We start from the raw sequence: 16,420 nt of genomic DNA on the forward strand, positions 1-16,420 counted from the left end.
AAGAAAAAGGAGACAGTCATGATCGAGTACAAAAAGGAATACGATAACGTTTTAGATGAACTGAAAGACCGCGGCTACTTTGACAACGCTACGGATGAGGCATCCCTGCGCAAACTTCTGGAAGAAGGACCCGTCAAATTCTACATCGGCTTTGATGCTACGGCGGATTCCCTGACGGTTGGACATTTCATTCAGATCATGGTGCTGATGCGTATGCAGGCCTACGGACACATTCCCATTGCCCTTCTCGGCGGCGGTACCACAATGATCGGTGACCCCTCCGGACGCAGCGATATGCGTACGGTTATGACGCCGGAAAGAATTAATCACAATGCGGAGTGCTTCTATAAACAGCTTTCGCGCTTCATCGATTTTCACGATGGCAACGCAATGGTGGTCAATAACCGCGACTGGCTGTTGGATCTGAATTTCCTCGGTTTTATGCGCGATGTTGGGGTCCACTTCAACGTCGGCGAAATGATAAAAAAAGATGCCTATAAAAATCGCCTGGCCACCGGTGGTCTCACGTTCTTTGAGTTTGCCTATATGCTTTTGCAAAGCTATGACTTTTTGGAACTGTATCGCCGTGAGGGCTGCCGTCTACAATTCGGCGGTTCGGATCAATGGGCCAACATTATCGGCGGTGTCGATCTGGTACGAAAAGCAGAGAATGCCAACGTTTACGGCATGACCTTTAAACTCTTAACGACAGCGGATGGCGTAAAAATGGGCAAATCCATGAAGGGCGCCGTTTGGCTTGACGAGGAAAAAACCTCTCCCTATGAGCTTTTCCAATATATGCGCAATGTGGATGATCGCGATGTGACGAAGTTCCTGTTGCAGCTGACTTTCCTGCCCAAGGCGGAATGCGTGGAGCTGGGCAGTTATTCGGATGAGCGCATCAATCAGGGCAAGGAACGCCTGGCCTACGAGGTGACGCGCATCGTACACGGCAAAGAAAAAGCGGATGAGGCGCTCGCCGCTTCCAAAGCGCTATTCAGCGCCGGGGTGGATCATGAGCATATGCCCGAAAAGCGCATCGCGTTTGAGGGCGAATCCATCGGTCTTCTCAATCTCTTGACTCTTGCCGAGCTCACCAAGTCCAACGGCGAAGCACGTCGCTTGGTGCAACAGGGCGGTATTGCGGTCGATGATGCCAAAGTGACCGATATCACGGCGGAGATCCCGCGCGCATCGTTGCGCGATGGCATTACCGTCAAAAAAGGCAAAAAAGTCTATCTGCGTGTTCTTGTGGATGAGGAATAACAAACGAATCGAAAAGAAAAAACGGCGCGCGGAAATGACCTCCTGCGCGCCGTAAACGATACAGAGAAAAGAGAGAAAGAGCAAAAGATGAAACGTCGTCTGCCCCTTGCTACATTGAGTTTGATTGCCGGTTTTGCCGTTCTCGGCGAATCGTTACAGGTTTACCGTCCCGAATTGCGCACACTTTGCGGAGCTATTGCCATGGTTGTCGGCATCGCCTTTATTATCCAGTCCTTTGCCGACTCCACACATCTGGCCAACGAGATGCAGGGCCCTGTCGGGTTTTCGCTTTTTGCCTATTTTCCGCTGGCGCTCCTTTATCTTTCGCCCTATGCACGCGACTATTTCATCGGCGAAAGTGCGAAAAAGCTATTCTTGGTCGGTCTGGTCGCGCATCTGATCCTGACGCTCTACTATCTCTATCGTCTTATTCGGAATCGTCGCGTAGAAGCTGTGCAGCCAACATCCCTGCTCTTTTTTGTCGGCATTGCCGTTATCGGCGAAACAGCAGCCTCCTTCAACCTGATTGCCTTCGGCCGCGTTTTCTTTTTTATCGGCCTGGCCACCGCTTTTCCTCTCTATGCCCTTCTTTTATGGTATCGTCTAAAAAGGCGGAAGCCGGCGAAGGCATCGGTTGCGGATGCGGACGCTACGACGATCGGTGGTGCTTCCTCGGGCGCGAGCAATGCGACCAACACGAGCACCGACAAGAAGAAAAACACGGGCGTTACGGCAAGCAATCGCTCGGGTCGGGAAAACTCGGCCTTCGCTTCCGCGCAGCTGGAGACCACACTTCTTGCGCCGGTGGGCATATTGCTTGCCGCGTATCCGCTTCTTTTTGAAGACGCCGGCCCACTGTTCTTTTTTTTACGGATTGCCACGATCGCACGCTGGGCAATTTCCCTCTGGCGTCTGATCGGCCTTTTCATCAAGCCGTTCTCCTCCGGTCTATTGCTCTCCGCCTTCCCGTTCGCGATTTCCGCGCTGGCTTTACAACGTGCGGACCTTTATCTTGAAAAGCTTTCTACAGTGGGCGGCGCGACCATGTCGTTGACCTTTGGCGTCTCGATGCAATGGCTCTATCTCCTGCCAACTCTTCTGGCAACATTGCTTTGTTATCTCCTGTTTCTGCGGCTGTTGTGGAATCTCGTAAAATAAAAGTCCTGTATTCGCATGAAAGTGAATGACTATGCTACGTTATATCGTAAACGAAAAGAAAGAGTTTTCTCTATTTCTGATTTTAATGCCTTTGCGCGCTCTGAGCTCTGTAGCGGTCACGGCTATTATTGCCAGTATTATTGATTTCGCGATGAGCGGATCATTGCATCAATTGCCGAAATATTTTTTGTATTTTTTCTGGTACATCGTCGTCGATTTCCTCATAAATATTTTTGATGCAAAAATACATTTTACGTTAATTCAAAAGAGTATCTCCAGCGTAAGACAGCGCCTTTTTCAAAAAATGATGTGGCAAAATAAAGATTTATTTCTGAATAAAGCATCAACCTATCTATCCGTTATCGAAAATGACGTGGAAATTCTGCGTGAAGTTCTCTATACGATTATGGATATGATGGAAGATTGTTTGCGCATGTTTTTCGCGATTCTTGTCGTGTTTTACTATAGCTGGCAGATAGGTCTGTTCATTCTGCTTACTTCCTTTTTACAGGCGTTTATTCCCGTTATTTTTGGAGAAAAATTAGAACGCGCCGGGTCATCCTATACGATGGGACAGGAGAAACACATTGCAAGCCTAAAAGACTACCTTTCTGCCTATATGACAGCTAAAATTTTTCATATTGAACAAACGTTGACGAACCATTATGGAGAAACCGTACATGAGGTGGAAACAAAATGGAAAGAGAAGGAGTTTTTAAGCTCTTTCGTTAATTCTTTTTCTTATGTTTTTAATAAAATTGCATATTTGGGAATTTTCCTTGTCGGAGGCTATTTGCTGATTATTGGAAGCATTCGTTTGTCAATTATTGTTGCAATTACGAATGTCGTTTCGTATATCAGCGGTCCTTCTTTGTATTTGGTTGATGATTTAGCAAAGATCAAGGCCGCACAAGCCGCATTTTTTCGGATAGAAAAAATCCTGAATCAAGAAGTAGAGCAAAGTCCGGTTAATGATCAGCCGCTATCATTGCAGACAATTCAATTGGTCAATGTTTCCTTTGCCTACGAGAAGAAGAGCATACTAAACACCGTCTCCTATCAGTTTGACCACAACACAAAATACCTTATCGTCGGAAAAAACGGCGCAGGAAAAACGACTTTGCTCAATTTACTCTCCGGTTTAGAGGAAGAATATACAGGAAAAATTATGTATAACAATATCGATCGACGACAAATCAGTCGTGAAAATATAGCAAAAAACATTTGTCTCATCGAACAGACTCCCTTCCTTTTTAACGATACGATTTTAAACAATGTAACGTTATTTGAAACGTTCCGTATAGAAGAAGTCAAACAGGTCTTAGCCCAAGTCGGGCTGCTGGATTATGTTCATGGATTAAAAGACGGATTGCAAACCATTCTCTTCGAAAACGGTAGAAACCTATCGGGCGGTGAAAAGCAACGTTTAGCTCTTGCACGGGCCTTACTGCGTAAAACACCATTTATCCTCTTGGATGAATACACCTCTAATCTGGATAATCGTTCACTGGAAGAGATTGAACGTTGCATCTTTTCTCTAAAGAATGTGACCGTGATTGTCGTCTCCCATCGTACCGAGGAAAAAGACGAGAATTACCAACACATCATCCGCATAGAAAATAATCAGATCCATGTGCTAAAATAAGATGGACCGTTTGCCAGTTTGCCGATAATCGGCATATATTAAAAAAACACTTCGCCGCCTTGAGATAAAACCATCCTCAGGCGGCGGTGCTTTTTTACATTCTTACACTACAGTTTGATCGCCAAATCTGTCTGTTCCCAGGGCATCTTGGCGGCATTACTGCCAAAGTGACCATAGCAGGATACCGATGAAAAGATGGGATTTGTCAGGCCAAAGCGTTGAATGATGGCCGCGGGGCGCATATCGACGCTGTTTCGGATTGCACGAGCGAGGATACTCTGCTTAACGTTTTCGGTTCCGAAGGTCTCGATACGTACCGACATGGGCTCCGCCAAGCCGATGGCATAACTGAGTTGCACTTCACACTGATCGGCTAAGCCTTGCGCCACGATGTTTTTCGCGATGTAACGAGCCATGTAGGCGCCGCTACGATCCACTTTGGTGGCATCCTTTCCGGAGAACGAGCCTCCCCCATGACGAGCGTAACCGCCGTAGGTGTCTACGATGAGCTTGCGGCCGGTCAGGCCGGAATCTGCAGCGGGGCCTCCCTGCACAAAACGGCCTGTGGGATTGACATAATACTGCGTATCATCGTCCAGCATCGCTGCAGGAAGCACCTCATTGATGACATGGCGACACACTTCGGCGCGCACCTCCTCAATGGAAACATCCGCCCGATGTTGCGTGGAAACCAATACTGACGCAATGCGCATAGGTCGATTGCCGTCATATTCCACGGTGACTTGTGATTTGCCGTCTGGCAGGAGAAAGGGGAGCTTTCCGCTGCGTCGCATCGCTTCCAGACGCTTCGTCAAGGTATGCGCAAGTTCGATGGGTAGAGGCATCAGGCTTTTGGTTTGGTTACAAGCATAGCCGAACATCATCCCCTGATCGCCTGCACCGGCATCGAGTCGCTCGGCGTCCCGACTGCGGGCAATCCCACGGGCAATATCGGGGGACTGGCGATGAATGTCCACCGTAATCTCACACGTTTGCGCGTCGAAGCCGTGTCCGGGTTGCGTATAGCCGATTTCCGAGATCACCTCGCGGGCAATGGCACGGTAATCGACCTCCGCTTCCGAAGAGATTTCCCCAAAAATATGCATTTTTTCTTCCGCACAGGTTACCTCACAGGCAACGTGGGAATCGGGATCTTGCGCCAACAGCGCATCCAAAATACGGTCGGCTACCTGATCACAGACTTTATCCGGATGACCACAGGTCACCGATTCCGAAGTAAATAACATTTTGTCCATGATTTTCTCCGATCAATCTTTTTTCGCCATTTTTCCGGTACGCTGCACACCTTTTCGATTTGGCTTCGCCTCCCACAATTCTTTTGCCACCGGCGCCCATGCTTTTGCCGCCGGAACGCAGCGGTCACTATAAACCCGCGCTTCTTCCGGGCTTTGCAGGTCGGTCGAGTGCGCACCGGATTTGTCCACCATCTGCGTTAAACGGCCGGGATTATCCAAAACCGGGCAGGGCCGCAACATATTCTCATTGAACGGCTGATTATGGCGATAGGCCATGAAAAGCGGAGACTGATAGCACTCCAGAAGTGTCTTTTCTTTGATATTGGAATCGGAGTAATGAATGAATGCGCACGGCTCCATGTCGCCATTTGCATTGATATGGCAATATCCGCGTCCACCGGCAACACAGCCGCCTACCGCATCGCCGTCATTCCAGAAGTCTATGGTAAAGAGCGGTTTGGTTTGACGGAATTTATGGATCTGCTCATACATGAACTTGCGCTGTTCCGCCGTGGCAATGAGTTCCGGTACCGCACCGGCGCCAATGGGCATATAGGTAAAGAACCAGGCAAATTTCGCGCCAAGTTCAATCATGGCGTCAAAGTATTCTTCGCTGCCGATTACCTCTGCGCTTTTACTGGTATAGCAGCAGGAAAGACCAAACAGCAGCTTGCGTTCTTTCAAGCGTTTGGTCGCTTCAATCACTTTCTGATACGTGCCCTGTCCGCGACGGAAGTCGGTAGCTTCCTCGAAGCCTTCAATGCTGATCGCCGGAACGAAGTTTTTTACGCGCAACATTTCATCGGCAAAGGCATCATCAATGAGTGTTGCATTGGTAAAAGAAAGAAAGGCACAATCGCTGTGTTTTTCGCACAGGCGAATCAAATCCGCTTTGCGCACGAGCGGTTCACCGCCGGAATAGATGTACACGTAGGTGCCCAGTTCTTTTCCCTGTCGAATCACATCGTCCAGTTGCTCAAAGGTCAAATTCATCTTGTTGCCGTATTCCGCCGCCCAGCAACCGGTACATTGAAGATTGCATGCGGAAGTCGGATCCATAAGAATGGCCCAGGGAACATTACACTGATACATCTCTTGCATTTTCATGATCTGCGGCATACCGATCAACATGCTGTTGATCGCTACGGTTTCCACCAGCTTCTTTCGTTGGCCGTTGTCGATATCCGTCCAAAGGCTCTTGACCAGCTGTGACCAGTTGTTGTCCGGATCTGCCAGAGCTTTGCGAATGCCTTCAACCTGCGTGGTAATAGACTGTCCGTTTTTGTCATATTTTTCCAGCAGGTCCAATAATTTGGGGATATTGGTCTCCGGGTCCTTGTCCAAATAGTCATAGACCTTCTTCATGGCAAAGCCTTTTACTGCTTCTGTCGCTTTCATTACGACGACTCCTTTCTGTTTCCATACCTCATTCCGGTTTTGCTGGCTGATTCAGGTTTCACGGTCATTCCGGCTTTCACTGCCTCATTCCATAGGATTTGCCTTTAGCCTATCGGAGTCGTCGAAAAAGAGCCATGGGTAAAAAATGTCGAATGTCCGAATTTTCAAAGAACGGAAAAATTGCGCAAATTTGCCTATTTTCTACGAATTACGCAAAAAAGTCGCCCAAGGGCGACTCATGGATACGGAATAGGGCGAAATAAATTCGATTTCGTCGTCGGCCTGTACCGCGAAGTACATTCGATTTAGTCATTGGCCTGTACCGCGAAGTACATTTGATTTAGTCGGCCTGTACCGCGAAGTAAATTCGATTTAGTCTTCAGCCTGTACTGCGCTGATTAAAAAGCGCTCAAAAAGTATCCCCAGCCTCTCCACGCCTTCGTCGATATCATCTTCCATGTGGTTCCAAAAGAATTGCATCACAAAACCGATGTAGGCATAGCGACAAAACGAGGCGATGCTGCGCAAATATTCCTCAGAAAGGGAGCGACCTTCAGCAACTTGACTTACAATCCGCGAAAACACATCATCCGTCAAGGAAAAAATATAGCGTTCCAACCGGTCTCGGGAAAGACCGTTAAACACATGGTAAACCATGCGAGAATGCGCCTTGCAGTGTCGCAACGCATCTTTTGTAACGCTCTTCCATTCTAACGACACATCCTTGGGCACAAACTCGTCGACTTTTTCCTGAAACCAGACGTCCAACAAAGCATAAATATCCTGATAATGATAATAAAACGTATTGGGGCTGACCCCAGCACGTTTCACCAATGCGGACACCGTGATTTTATCAAAGGGTATTTCGTCCAGCATCATCTGGAATGTATTTATGATGAGTGTTGTCGTATATTTTGCCATGCCTTCCTCTCTTCTTCTGACTGAGGATTTATTCTTCTTCCGGTTCAAGCAGATCTAAATTTTCGATATACCCGTTGTCTTTCCACCAGGTGAGCAGCCATCCCCGATAATCCGTCTTCCACGTACGCAATTCAATAAACTTCGCACCAATGGCAATCATCGTGGCATAAAACGGTTGTATGCTTAACGCTTTCATTCTCTGCTCCTTTCAATGCGCCGGCCTTGACATTCTGCCGGGGTCAGCTTCGGCGTTCTGTCGCGTCGGCTTTCCAGCGACGTCAGAAGGCTCATGTCCTCGACGTTCTGAAGAGAAATTAATGCCGTTGCAGTGCGAGTTCAACTCTCGGAATGCTGCTCTCTTTCTTCTTTCAACATAACACAAAACGCGAAGCATGACACGCGCACACAGGTAATAATAAGGAGCCGGCCTCCGGCCGGCGGTTTCAAAACGCCGCCGAAGGCGGCTCCATTTTCAGACGCGCCGCCGTTAATGGTTCGAGCGGCGCTCCGCCTTCAAATCGCACCGCCAACGGCAGTTCCAGCGGCGCTCCGCTTTTGTCAAATCTGGCTGAAGAAGGCATCGAGGATCGAACGCCAGTGCCTGACCCTGGCTGGTGCAAGCTATTATCCGTAGCCAGGGCTTGCGAGCAAAAAGAAACCCTGGCTATAGCTCTTTATTTCACTCAGCCAGGGTCGCATGTAGGAAAATTAATCCTGGCTGATAAACTTTTTTTCTGCCAGCCAGGGTTCTACTGAGAAAATTAGCCCTGGCTACAGCATTTTGTTTTGCACAGCCAGGGTTTCACCGCAAAAATTGGCCCTGGCTACAGCGTTTTGTTTCACACAGCCAGGGCTCGGCAGAAAAAATTAACCCCGGCTACGACATTTTGTTTTGCACCGCCAGGGTTTCAACGCAAAAATCGGCCCTGGCTTTGGCACTCCATCTTGTTCAGCCAGGGTCGCCTACATTTTTTGAGCCTTCAATCGCGCCGCCAACGGCGGTCCCGCGGCGCACCTTTTGAAATAAAAAGGAAGGCGACGGAAAAAGCCGTCGCCTTCCTTCAAACAAATGATGATCCTGTAGAACACCCTGCGTTTTCAGCCTTCTTCGTGCTCCCCTTCCGTTGCACAGACCTTAACATTCCCAGAAGCGCTTGAAAGGAGACCGAGACGTTCCTACTCCTTGCGCATCACCTTCGGTCCGCGTATGCGGATCAGGAAGAGAGCAAAGGGCAAAAAGAGTGCAAAAAAGCCGATAGAGAGAAGCGAGAAGGTCATGGGCGAAAACGCGTCATCCAGGCGAGGAGCGCCGAAAAAGCAGAACATGTACACGAGCGCATTCAAAAAAGAAGGCGCAAAAGAGGTGATCGTTCCGGCCGAATCATAGGGCTGAAATACGTAGTAAATAAACAACGGATAAATAGTGAAAAATCCACCATTTGCCAGCGTTAACAGAAGTGCAGCAATAAGCAGCTTGGTGGAAAATTTCAGAATCAGCCCATTAACAAAAACCAGGACGAGCACCAACAACGTCGGTAAAGCCATCAGCTTCCAAAGACTTACCATGCGCAGACGAAACATCTCCAACAAGGCCTTCTTCTCTTTATAAAAGCTGTAATGCAAAAGGCTCTGATCGCAATTGACATACATCGCCTTGGTTAGTCGGGAATAGGAACAGAGAAGATACATGAATGTCGGCAAGTAGTACACTAGAAAGGCCGGGGACTCCCCGAGCTGAACTTTCCCGGCAAAAAACATGCTGATGCAGGTTAAAGCCAGGCCAAAGGCCAAGCCGATTCCTGTACGAATCCAGATCGGCCGTTCAATAATGCGTTTATGACGCGCAAAAAACATGGCATTGAGGTAGGCATAGCCGGTTTTCCCCTTGAAAGATGCGGATGGCACAGAAGCCGTGTCAGACGCGGCGGACGCAACAAGCGCACCCGTCGCGACAGAGCCGGTGGACGCGACAGATGCATCCGACGTAGCAGACGCACCCGGCTTAACAATCGAAGCCTTCGTGACAGACGCCTCCGGCGCACCGCTATTTTTCAGGTCTTCGTCTTTTATGCGAACATCATTTCCCTTCGCGTCGGAAAGGTCGGCAAGAGAATAGTGCATATCGCCACTGACTTCCATCAGACGGGCAAAATCCGTTTCCTGGAGAAAATAGCGCACGGAACGAAGCGCGGGATAAGCCAATACAGCACTGATCACCCAGCCGAAAAAGGTCGGCATGACATTCCATTTACAAAGCATTGCGAAAACCAGAGCGGTTAAAATCAGTCGAAGAGCCACAGAAGCCAGCTGTCGTCCCGTACTTTCCGTCTTATGAACCCTGAGCTTTTTCTCATAGTTATGCTTCGCAAAGGCCCACTCCAAGACAAGGACGGCAAGACTCCATCCGACAGCATCCAAAATCGACCAGGCCGAAGAAAGCACGCAAAACAGCACGCTCCAAATCACACAGCGGGAAAGAAAATGCTTTAGTGGCTCAACAATGCTCAGCAGCACCACGCTGCGGTGCATATCGAGATGAAAGTAACGCTGCCAACCATAGAGCGTATTGCCTTCGGAAACCACACGAGACGTTCCCCAACTGGTGAGCAGGTAAACCACGACAAAGCTGCCGGTTTCCGCCAAATAGGCAGCAGGTGACAAGTTTGAAGCATACGGAGCAGAACCGAAAATCCAGCCTCGCAACACAGAAAGAATGAAGGTAGAAGCCGCTAAACATAGGGCGGAGACGACCGCTGTTTTCAACAGCTCCACAATCACCATCACCAGCGGGCTGAGCGCCCGACTGACCTTCTTGAATACGGCAAAACGATAGTGTTCGCCCAACAATGATCCGATGAGAGGCAACCGACGCACCATCGACACAAAACCGTTGATGAAGCTGTACCAGCTGATCATGGTGACGAGAAGCATGTCCTTCCAGAGACGCTTACTGTTCATAAGTTCCCTCTTCCGTCAACAGATGGATGACACGATTTTCCATGTCCGCATCCTGCAAATCCTCGTCCACGGCCAGCAGTGAGCCATTTTTCAGCAGCACCACTTTATCGCAAAGATCCTTGGCAAGCTGCAGAATATGGGTGGAAAAAAGGATAATGTGCTCGCCACGAATGCGGCGAATCCATTCCTTCATCTCGTGCTGCACCACCACATCTAAGGACGTTAACGGTTCATCCATCAGAATCACCTGGGGACGCAAAATCATGAACATGAGCATCTGGATTTTGTTTTTCATGCCCGTGGAATAGCTTTGAATCAGACGGTCGCGGTCATCTTCTGCAAAATCAATCTGCGAAAAATAGTCATCCACATCGATTTCGTGGCCGATTTTTTCCTGATTGGCCTCTACAAAAAATTGCACCATCTCCCGGCCCGTAAGAAAATTTGGCAACGTCGGTTCGGACACCATGAAAAAGACATCCTCCGGAAGCAGCGGTCGCATTTCGCCCTCTTCTTCCAGCATCACGCGCCCGCCATCTTTTGTACGCTCACCGGCAATGAGCGAAAAAAGCGTCGTCTTTCCGGCGCCATTTCGACCCAAAAGCGCATAAACCGTACCTTGTTCAAAGACGCCGCTCGCACCACGCAAGACGCGTTTTTCTCCGAACGACTTCTCCAACTCTTCCACATGTAATCGCATCTACAACTCCTTCATAATCAATTGTAAGCTCGAAAGACACAGGTTTTCGCAGACATAGCGAATGCGATAATCTTCCGGCAACAAAAAAGCATATTTTACCTCGCCCAGCATCCGGGAAAGCATGGCGGAATCCTCCCGCAAATAGGCCGGCAGGCGACTGAGCAGCGCATCCTCCTCTTCACGATAGGCATGGCGCAGGCGCAGCAGCGCCCCTTTTAGCGCATCGCCATACAGACGCCCGTGGCGGCTGTCCCAATAGATTTCTGGATGCGGCGTTTCACAAAGAGCACGCAGCAGCAAAAAGAGCGTACGCTCCGCACGGCTACCGAGAAAAAGGGTCAGTGCCGGCTCGAAGGCATCGCTCCCGTCTGATTGTATCATAGGCGAAGGCGCCCAACGAGAACGCAACCGCAGAAAAGCGTCCATCGCCTCGGTATGACGAACGACCGCTTCCGGCGGATGGTAGAGCACATCAAGCATCCGTCGACGCAGCAAAGAAGAAACATCATAGGCACTGCCGGAAAAGAGAGGCGCGCGCCCTTTTTTCGCCGATACCACAAAAATCTTGCGCGCCTTTTCGTCCACGGTTTCGATTTTCCAGACGCGCCCGGCAAGCAGAACATGCGCCCCTTCAATCGTCTGCGGCGTCAACGGAATCGTACCAATGCGTTCTTTTCCGGCTATTACGGTAAAATCCTGTGGCGTTTGAAATTGCGCATAAAAATCGCGCCTTGTGGCTATGCGCTCGCCCGCAAGGCCCAAAAACACTTCCTCTCCCTCTCCTTCGCTTCGTTCCAGAAAATCTTCCGCAAGAAGATGATCCAAGATGGCGTCAATATCGGCTTTCGTCAAAAACGAAAAGACCGGCCATTCGGAAAGTGCATACAAATCCGAAAGAGAGAGTCCGCTTCCTTCCAGCGCCATCGCCAAAACCTGATGCGCAAAGACGTCGTAGGGATGCGCAAGGGGCTCTACCGGCTCCAGCGTTCCTTCCTCCACCATGACCAGTGCCGTGACAGCCTGCAACAGAGCCTCATCCTCGGTGGTCAGGAGATGAACGCGTGCCGGCTCCGGGATACTTTTTCCCGTATACGGGTCAACCGTCTCTCCACGGCCACTTCGACCAAGGCGCTGCGCCAGCGAGGTTGCCGAAAAAGGCGCATCCACCTGGCAAACCGCATCCACCGCGCCGATGTCGATACCAAGTTCCAGCGTAGATGTGGCGCAAAGCGCAAAGCGCGAAAATCCGCCCTTTGCCCACTGCTCCGCTTCCTCACGCAACGCTTTTTCCATGGAGGCGTGATGCGCCATGACGCGAACAAAAAGATGCTCGTGCGCGATGCGCTCCTGCAGAGCATGGGCAATTTCCTCCACCCGTCGCCGCGAATTGGGAAAAATCAGCAGGTTTTCCGTTTTCAATTGTGCAAAAAGGGCGTCATAGAGAGCCGATTGTGCCGAGCTGTCCTCCTCGATTTCCCTTTCCGCAGGAAAAAGATGAATCGAACTTTCAATGGTGCGTTTCGTGCGATCCAGAACCAAACGAGTGTCTCTCCCCGGCGGAAAAAAGCGCTTGGCATCGTCGTAATTGCCTTCCACCAGTGTCGCGCTCATACCGATATAGCGCGGATGTGCACCGCTCCGCCGTTCGAGTCGCATTAGGAGCGAGCGCAGCTGCACACCGCGAGCACCGGACAAAAAGCTATGAAATTCATCTACCAGCACCCAATCCAAATGAGAAAACAGCAAGGAAATACGTTCGGGATGCGTATCAAACATCGCTTCCAAGGACTCCGGCGTGATGAGGACGATGCCGGCCGGATGCGCCAAACAGAGACGCTTCGCCGCGGTATTGGCTTCGCCGTGCCAGGCGGTAACCGGAACGCCAAGCGCCTTACACAGCGACCATAATCGATTGGTCTGGTCATTGATGAGCGCAACAAGCGGCGAAATCAACAGTATGCGCACGCCCTCCTGCCATGAGGATGGCGCCACAAGAGACATCGCCGGCAAAAAAGCCGCTTCCGTCTTTCCGGCCGCTGTCGGTGCGGCGAGAAGGAAATTGTCCTCTGTTTCCGTCGCGACACAGATTGCCGCTTCCTGAATCGGACGAAGAGCCTGCCAGCCCTGATCATAAATATAATGACGAATTGGCTCCGAGAGACGCCCAAAGGCAAACATCACAGCCTCCTTTCCATCTTGGGAAACGTGCAAGAGGACATCAAAATTTTCACACCGTTACAGAATTGCAGTTACAGAATTTCAATCTCCGCATCATCCCGGTTGTCAGGATCCTTTTCCACCCGACCCAGTGAACCGAAGCGACGCGTTAACAGTTCTTCCGCAGGAATGGACGGATTCTGCCTTGCCCATTGGAGAAGCTGCAAAAAGTCCTTGATGACGGCACGCGGCGTAAGAAATTCCGCGGCACCGGGACGGTTGAGTTCCGCCTGCATAAATTGTGCGATCTGCTCCTCTGAAAAAGCGATCTCAGCAACGTCGTAACAGAGGTCAAAAATCGCCTGCAGTTTTTCAAGCAACGTATAGATTTCCTCCGGCGTGAGAGGCTTTAAGATTTGTACCGTGGCCGTTGTATCCACCAGATCCCCTAAATCCGCCCGCTCAATCCCGAAGCGACCTTTTAATGCGCCATATCCAGACATCCCCCGTCGTTCATCGAAGACAGTTTTTCGGGTGGCCGCTAAATTGATCCACAGACCGGGCGTATTGCCGCTCTTGGTCTCGTTATAGAGGTTCAATATGCGTTCGTAATTCTGTTCACGCGTCATGCTGCGCGGCAGTTTATAGAGATTCACGCATTCATCAAAATTGACGACAAAGCCGCGATAGCCGAGCAGTCGGAACAATTCACTCCAATTGAGCAGCGCCTCGGTCCAGTTGTCGTCGGTGATAATCGCTCCGACGCCGAGCGTCCGTTTCGCTTCCGTTTTTGTGGGCATGTGGCCACTGAGCCAGCGAAGCGCCATGGCTTTTTTCATGGGATTCGCATTGGCCATCGCTTCCATATAAACCATCAGCACTTGCGTCAATTCATAGCGCAAACCGCCGCCGGTAAATGACGCCAGTCGTTCAAAAAGATAGGCACCGATCTGCGGCTGATTTTTTCCTTCTTCGGCATACCAGCGATCCAGAATTGCGGCGAGCGCATTTCCGGAGGGGAACTCCTGCGTTCGCAGACGTTTAAAAATCTCCTGATAAAGAGCGACGCCTTTTCCGTCGGTGGCATGAAATCGGCGTGTCGGCGTCAAATCCACCGTCGCCGTCACCATATTCATAGGCAAGGCCAGCTGTTCAATGGTGCGAAGCATGAAGCTCTTTCCGGAGCCGAAGTCCCCCACCCATAAACGAAATTCGGATGTGCCCTCCCCAAGGCGAGAAAGGATGGACACTACCTCTTCGACTTCCTGATGACGACCGACTAACAGATGCTGGATGCCGACGGGCGGCACCACGCCTCCTTCGAGAGCCTGCAGTATCTGTTGGGCATCGTCACGCGCCAGGATACGCGCTTGTTTATTCGTCATCGACTTCCTCCTTTGTTTCAGTGGTCAACAGGCGGTCCACCATCGCAACCGTTTTGGCTAACTCCTTTTTCGCTTCGCGAATGCGTGTCCGGTTCAGGCGAAGGGAGCGTACTTTCGGACTTTGCCAATCATCAAGTTGTTTTGCCAGTTCACTTACCCAGTGCGGATTGTTGGGTGAAACGTCGCGAAGCGTCCGGCGCAACTCTTCTTCCCAAGAGGAATCTACGACCTCGCGTATCGCCGATTGCGTAATTTCCTCTTGTTTTTTTCTACGCAGTGCAAAAAATCGTTGTAATCGCATTAACGTAGGACTTTGTTGTTCCCGAAATTCGCGTCGATTCAATGCCGAGACAACTTCCTTCTCGCACATCGCATCGAAAGCCGCCAGCCGTTTTTCGTCGTCCGGAAGGAGAAACAGCCATTTTAGGCGTATGCGTGCAGCAAGTCTGTCTTCTGCGGGAAGCAGTCGGACATCCTCTTCGGTGATGGGCGGAAGAGGCGTCTTTTCCAACGCTTCCATGACTTCGTCTTCAATACTCTTCGGCAATCGACGGGAAACTTCCCGGCGATCGCGTTCCGTTTGAATCGGCGCAATGCCCGCAATTTCAACGCGAACGCGCGCCTCCGCCAGGCGCAAGAAGCTGGTAAGGATGGTGTAGTAGTAGGGATTGATGGTTTCTCTTCCGCAAGCGGTATCAAAAAGATAATCGCGCATCATGCGATTATTCCAGCGAACATCTTGTTTCTGTTTTGCCTCTTCAATCACATCCATAACGGCATCATAGAGAAAGACGACACGCATCACCAAGGGAGGCAAAGTCCACATCTTGCTCAATAGCGCCGGCTGTTCCTGCAAACGGCGAACCGTTTTCTCATCCACTTCGTAATGATCCCGAAGGATGCCGTCCGGATCCCACCAGAGAATCGGCCTGCCCTTTTTATCAAAACCGAAATAACGCAGCGTTTCCTCATCTGCCGCCGGCAATTGGCTTATCGCCTGCGATAAGAACGCTTCAAGCGCATTTTTTCCCTCCGGCCCGAGGGCAAAGGAAAGGTACGCGTCGTCGAAATGGCTGTGTATCTTTCGCCCGCGATAGTGATCGCAGACAAGCCCTTCGGTCAGCGTGTGAAGCTTGGTTAATAGATAGGAAGGTAGCTTATCTGCCGGTGGCGCATCGCTTTCGTTACCGTAATCCGTGCGCGCTAAGCGAAGCGCATAGGCCTTCTCCGCCGTCTGCTCAAACAGGTCATCTACCTGCCGTTGAAGCTGCGCAGTGGCCGGAAAAGACGCTCGATACGGGGCGCCCTGCAATAGCTGCGTTTTCCAGAAGCCTTCCTCATGCGGTTTCGCCACCTGAATAAACCGTCTTTTCACCGGAGAAACGGACTTCGATGAAGAGGACATTGAGGATGAAGGCGCCGGCGATGAGGAAACTGTAGACGCTTTGGCCGGAGAAGAGGAGGAAAAAGGCGATTTTTCCATTCGCTCTTTCGCTTTTTCTCTGAGCTTCGGATCTTGCAGTTGTGCCAGCATCCAAGTTGAAAAGTCGTCGCTCATGCCCCCTCCTTCCTATCG

12 protein-coding genes are annotated in these 16,420 nt (G+C 50.4%); 3 read left to right on the plus strand and 9 right to left on the minus strand.

Going from position 1 to position 16,420, the window contains the following annotated elements; translation table 11 throughout:
* Positions 1–18 precede the first annotated feature (18 nt).
* The 3 genes from tyrS (at position 19) to BN3910_RS04550 (ending at position 4,069) form a co-directional block, all read left to right on the plus strand.
* Positions 19–1,266 carry a tyrosine--tRNA ligase gene (gene tyrS, locus BN3910_RS04540; protein ID WP_066924785.1) on the plus strand — a complete coding sequence of 416 codons (1,248 nt, stop codon included), beginning with the start codon at positions 19–21 and terminating at the stop codon, positions 1,264–1,266.
* A gap of 87 nt (positions 1,267–1,353) precedes the next feature.
* Positions 1,354–2,424 (plus strand): TDT family transporter, encoded by a 1,071-nt coding sequence (locus tag BN3910_RS04545; RefSeq protein ID WP_066924787.1) that lies wholly within the window; start codon positions 1,354–1,356, stop codon positions 2,422–2,424.
* Between the two features lie 25 nt (positions 2,425–2,449).
* A complete protein-coding gene (locus BN3910_RS04550) occupies positions 2,450–4,069 on the plus strand; it encodes an ATP-binding cassette domain-containing protein (protein ID WP_082790304.1) in 1,620 nt (539 codons plus the stop codon).
* A 107-nt stretch (positions 4,070–4,176) separates the two neighbouring features.
* Here the strand turns inward: BN3910_RS04550 and metK are convergent, their stop codons facing one another.
* The 9 genes from metK to BN3910_RS04590 all read right to left on the minus strand — a co-directional run bounded on the left by metK (position 4,177) and on the right by BN3910_RS04590 (position 16,402).
* Complete coding sequence (gene metK / locus BN3910_RS04555) at positions 4,177–5,325, minus strand: methionine adenosyltransferase (RefSeq protein WP_066924791.1); 1,149 nt, start codon at positions 5,323–5,325, stop codon at positions 4,177–4,179.
* Positions 5,326–5,337: 12 nt separating this feature from the next.
* A complete protein-coding gene (locus BN3910_RS04560) occupies positions 5,338–6,723 on the minus strand; it encodes a radical SAM protein (protein ID WP_066924793.1) in 1,386 nt (461 codons plus the stop codon).
* A gap of 372 nt (positions 6,724–7,095) precedes the next feature.
* On the minus strand, positions 7,096–7,644 hold the full coding sequence (locus BN3910_RS04565; RefSeq protein WP_066924795.1) for a TetR/AcrR family transcriptional regulator: 549 nt from the start codon (positions 7,642–7,644) through the stop codon (positions 7,096–7,098).
* 28 nt (positions 7,645–7,672) lie between these two features.
* The gene (locus BN3910_RS07980) at positions 7,673–7,840 is read right to left on the minus strand and encodes an ASCH domain-containing protein (protein WP_231862184.1); all 168 of its coding nucleotides are present in this window, start codon (positions 7,838–7,840) and stop codon (positions 7,673–7,675) included.
* A gap of 980 nt (positions 7,841–8,820) precedes the next feature.
* Positions 8,821–10,602 carry a hypothetical protein gene (locus BN3910_RS04570; protein WP_066924797.1) on the minus strand — a complete coding sequence of 594 codons (1,782 nt, stop codon included), beginning with the start codon at positions 10,600–10,602 and terminating at the stop codon, positions 8,821–8,823.
* The gene (locus BN3910_RS04575) at positions 10,592–11,302 is read right to left on the minus strand and encodes an ABC transporter ATP-binding protein (RefSeq protein ID WP_066924799.1); all 711 of its coding nucleotides are present in this window, start codon (positions 11,300–11,302) and stop codon (positions 10,592–10,594) included. The genes BN3910_RS04570 and BN3910_RS04575 overlap by 11 nt, the downstream gene beginning before the upstream one ends.
* Positions 11,303–13,480 (minus strand): DEAD/DEAH box helicase, encoded by a 2,178-nt coding sequence (locus tag BN3910_RS04580; RefSeq protein ID WP_066924801.1) that lies wholly within the window; start codon positions 13,478–13,480, stop codon positions 11,303–11,305. It lies immediately after the preceding gene.
* A 71-nt stretch (positions 13,481–13,551) separates the two neighbouring features.
* Positions 13,552–14,844, minus strand: a complete 1,293-nt coding sequence (locus tag BN3910_RS04585; protein ID WP_066924803.1) for a BREX system ATP-binding domain-containing protein — start codon at positions 14,842–14,844, stop codon at positions 13,552–13,554.
* On the minus strand, positions 14,834–16,402 hold the full coding sequence (locus BN3910_RS04590; RefSeq protein ID WP_066924805.1) for a hypothetical protein: 1,569 nt from the start codon (positions 16,400–16,402) through the stop codon (positions 14,834–14,836). The genes BN3910_RS04585 and BN3910_RS04590 overlap by 11 nt, the downstream gene beginning before the upstream one ends.
* Positions 16,403–16,420: the final 18 nt, after the last annotated feature.

The organism is Murdochiella massiliensis, assembly GCF_900059565.1.
GTDB classification, from domain to species: Bacteria; Bacillota; Clostridia; order Tissierellales; family Peptoniphilaceae; genus Murdochiella; species Murdochiella massiliensis.

Coding starts and splice junctions, on each gene's coding strand:
- tyrS (WP_066924785.1), top strand. CDS start 19: ATGATCGAGTACAAAAAGGAATACGATAACGTTTTAGATGAACTGAAA.
- BN3910_RS04545 (WP_066924787.1), top strand. CDS start 1,354: ATGAAACGTCGTCTGCCCCTTGCTACATTGAGTTTGATTGCCGGTTTT.
- BN3910_RS04550 (WP_082790304.1), top strand. CDS start 2,450: ATGACTATGCTACGTTATATCGTAAACGAAAAGAAAGAGTTTTCTCTA.
- metK (WP_066924791.1), bottom strand. CDS start 5,325: ATGGACAAAATGTTATTTACTTCGGAATCGGTGACCTGTGGTCATCCG.
- BN3910_RS04560 (WP_066924793.1), bottom strand. CDS start 6,723: ATGAAAGCGACAGAAGCAGTAAAAGGCTTTGCCATGAAGAAGGTCTAT.
- BN3910_RS04565 (WP_066924795.1), bottom strand. CDS start 7,644: ATGGCAAAATATACGACAACACTCATCATAAATACATTCCAGATGATG.
- BN3910_RS07980 (WP_231862184.1), bottom strand. CDS start 7,840: ATGAAAGCGTTAAGCATACAACCGTTTTATGCCACGATGATTGCCATT.
- BN3910_RS04570 (WP_066924797.1), bottom strand. CDS start 10,602: ATGAACAGTAAGCGTCTCTGGAAGGACATGCTTCTCGTCACCATGATC.
- BN3910_RS04575 (WP_066924799.1), bottom strand. CDS start 11,302: ATGCGATTACATGTGGAAGAGTTGGAGAAGTCGTTCGGAGAAAAACGC.
- BN3910_RS04580 (WP_066924801.1), bottom strand. CDS start 13,480: ATGTTTGCCTTTGGGCGTCTCTCGGAGCCAATTCGTCATTATATTTAT.
- BN3910_RS04585 (WP_066924803.1), bottom strand. CDS start 14,844: ATGACGAATAAACAAGCGCGTATCCTGGCGCGTGACGATGCCCAACAG.
- BN3910_RS04590 (WP_066924805.1), bottom strand. CDS start 16,402: ATGAGCGACGACTTTTCAACTTGGATGCTGGCACAACTGCAAGATCCG.